The following is a 2169-nucleotide window of genomic DNA, read 5'->3' on the forward strand; positions in this document are numbered from 1 at the left end:
ACTTAGTATATCAAAAAATCAACAGAACTGTTAAGAGGACGGCATTTAGATATTATTCAGTGTACACTATTTAATAGCCTCTTTTAATTTAAATGACTTTGATTTGTTCAACATGGTTTTCTTGGATTGAATGATTGTCAGTGACACGCTTGAGTTGGAACTCACTAACTGAAAAATATAGCCTTTGCTCTGACGGAATAGCAAAAAACTCTCCATCAATATGACCAAAAAGTGCCTTTTTCGTCTCCACTTGTAGTGATTTCCCATTAAATTGTTCAACATGCTCTGTATAAGTTAAATGATTGCCTTTAAATACTTTCCAAAAAATCATTAGGAAACGTAATTTTTTCAATCGATGAATAATGGTGTACTCTAGTTTTCCATCTTCCGAATTGGAATGAGGAGATATTTTCATTCCACCACCAAAATAAGGCTGGTTACTAGCCGCAACAAACCATACATCCTCAAAAACTTGCGAACCATCTTTTGTGTCAATTTTTAATTGAAACGGTTTAAAACGACTTAATTCAAGTAAAACATAATAGACATAAATGAGTTTCCCTAAATTCAACTTATTTAATAAACGTTTTAACTTCGAGCGACTAACCCGTTCACAAATGAGCGCATCAAAACCTAGTCCACTATTATTGATAAAATACTTTAGCTCTTGATCGATCTTAAGCTGTCCAACATCTGATCGATCCGTTGTCTTTTCTTGAACAAAACGTTCAATCTCAGCAGCTGTTTTAAAACTATAAAAATGCCGTGCAAAATCATTTCCTGATCCACTACTAATTACGCCAACTGTTAGGTCGCTATTTACCGCACCATGAATCACTTCATTAATGGTACCATCACCACCAACCACAATCACAAGCGCATCGGGATCAAATTCTTTAATTTGTTTCGTTAATTCAGTCGCATGTCGCGGGTATTCAGTGAAATAACTTGTATATGGAATTGTCAATTTGTCTTGAAATTGTTTAAAAACATGCAACCCTTTACCTGACTTTGGATTCACAATTAAATAAACTTGCATTCTAGTCACCATACTCTCTAAAACTATAATTAACAGAAGCGGAATTGATGAATTTTAGTCAACTTAAATTATTCTGCTCTTTTTTGTGTGAAATATTTTTCTGAACAATCGACTGCTTCTTTAATCGAAAATAAACATGATTCAGCCAAGCCAATTAACCCTTTTTGAACTCGGTATTCTTGCTCGAAAAAAACGCCCACTTGGACAAACTCTTCCTCGGCAAACTCAATATCATGATAAACTCGCCAAGTCCGCTGACCATTCTCTAAAACTGCTGCTCCTTCTTTAACAATTTCCGCACCAGGTGCTCGATATTCACCAAGATGGAAAGTAGTATTTGCTCCATAATCCGTACCAATAAATAAAACTTGAGCATCTAAATCATAAAGTCTTGCTAATGGCGACTGTTCACCTAGACTAAAATCAAGCGAATGCTGATTAATGATCTGATCGCGGTCTTTCCCCCACGCAATAAAAGAAGATGAAGGATGATTACTCCGATCTACATTCGGATAGTTACGAAAAACTTCAGGAATCAGCCCCATCCCCCATGTCGGTGTCTTGTCTTTTTCATAAGCTGGCATCGTTTGGCGAATCTCCTCCCACCAAGACTCAGGAACCGCTGGATTACCCCATTTGCTCGGTTCACTCCACTCTCCACTTTGAGCTGGCATCACAAGTGTTCCTTTATTTGTGACAACATTAATTAATGCTTCAATAACAGCCATTGAGCCACCGTTAACCCAACCGATCGAGGATAATGACGAGTGCACAAGAATCGTTGCACCTTCTTTAACACCGAGAGAACGTAGATCTTCCATTAAGGTACTTACTGTATTTAACTTTTTTGTTTTATCGACTATTTCTTTCATTTTAATCCCTACTTTGTCGTTTTAAATATAGTTTATATCATAACATGAATTAAGCTTGAATAGCTGGTGCGACTTTTTTCATTAAAAAGACAACTCAAGTCGGAACTTAAGTTGCCTTCTGAAGTTTATCGCAGTGCAACTGTCAGTAAGATCCCCAATTCAAAATTCGAATAAAACTAATAATTGTTAGTGGGGAATCAACTGACAGTAGCGGCCCGATTGGTTCAACTAACAATCAGTAGCCCACTGATTGAAGTT

At 36.7% G+C, this 2169-nt stretch carries 2 protein-coding genes; both read right to left on the minus strand.

The window, feature by feature from the left end:
- Positions 1-88: 88 nt before the first annotated feature.
- On the minus strand, positions 89-1039 hold the full coding sequence (locus tag ABD814_RS12910) for a diacylglycerol/lipid kinase family protein (RefSeq protein WP_344914064.1): 951 nt from the start codon (positions 1037-1039) through the stop codon (positions 89-91).
- 68 nt (positions 1040-1107) lie between these two features.
- Complete coding sequence (locus ABD814_RS12915; protein WP_344914067.1) at positions 1108-1911, minus strand: AAC(3) family N-acetyltransferase; 804 nt, start codon at positions 1909-1911, stop codon at positions 1108-1110.
- Positions 1912-2169 lie beyond the last annotated feature (258 nt).

It is taken from the genome of Amphibacillus indicireducens, assembly GCF_039539605.1.
In the GTDB taxonomy this organism is placed as follows: domain Bacteria; phylum Bacillota; class Bacilli; order Bacillales; family Amphibacillaceae; genus Amphibacillus; species Amphibacillus indicireducens.